Source organism: Rhizobacter sp. P3_B12, assembly GCF_056402895.1.
Genome location: NZ_JBFUGN010001620.1, coordinates 1 through 738 on the forward strand (window position 1 = coordinate 1; position 738 = coordinate 738).

The window sequence follows — 738 nt, forward strand, 5'->3', positions numbered from 1 at the left end:
GGCCACGCCGGCTGCTGCCAGACATAGAGGGGCTTGGTGGAAACCATGAGCCGCATTCTAGGCGATTCGGCTCAAATAGTGAGCCGCAAATCTGGATTTGCGGCTCACGCGGTGCCGGCCGCCATTCGATGTGGCACACGGCTTGCAACCCCGTCGGTCTTCTGCCAGAGAACACGAATATGTCGTTGAGATCATGTTTGCAAGCGCTTCGCTGAGGCGCCTGCGGCGATGACCTGGTCCATCATTGCGCGCGACGGCCAGGGGCGTTTCGGGGTCGCGATCGCGAGCCGCTTCCTCGCCGTCGGTGCGTTGTGCGCACCATGACGGCGCTGCTCGAGGTGCGCCAGCTGCGCACGCTCTTCAAGACCGACGACGGCGAGTTCGCCGCGGTCGATGGCGTCAGCTTCGAGGTGCAGGCCGGCCGCACGCTGGCGATCGTCGGCGAATCGGGCTGCGGCAAGAGCGTGACCTCGCTGTCGATCATGGGCCTGGTGCCGTCGCCGCCGGGGCGCATCGCCGGCGGCTCGGTCCGCTTCGAGGGCCGCGAGCTGGTCGGTGCGCCGGCGCAGGCGCTGCAGGACCTGCGCGGCAACGGCATGGCGATGATCTTCCAGGAGCCGATGTCGTCGCTGAACCCGGTCTTCACGATCGGCGAGCAGATCGTCGAGGGCCTGCTGCGCCACCGCCGCATCGGCCGCGCCGAGGCCCGCGAACAGGCGCTGGCGATGCAGCGCAAGG

At 68.0% G+C, this 738-nt stretch carries 2 protein-coding genes; both read left to right on the top strand.

Features of this window, described 5'->3' with window-relative positions:
* The first annotated feature begins 228 nt into the window (after positions 1-228).
* Positions 229-324: a DUF1028 domain-containing protein gene (locus tag AC1D01_RS37275; protein ID WP_477874930.1), complete on the top strand. Its 96-nt coding sequence runs from the start codon at positions 229-231 to the stop codon at positions 322-324.
* Positions 321-738: ATP-binding cassette domain-containing protein (locus tag AC1D01_RS37280; RefSeq protein WP_477874932.1), on the top strand; the 418-nt coding region annotated here is incomplete at its 3' end. The genes AC1D01_RS37275 and AC1D01_RS37280, both read left to right, overlap by 4 nt.

Bases quoted from the DNA above. Each gene is read 5' to 3' on its own strand.
- AC1D01_RS37275 (WP_477874930.1), top strand. From the start codon at position 229: ATGACCTGGTCCATCATTGCGCGCGACGGCCAGGGGCGTTTCGGGGTC.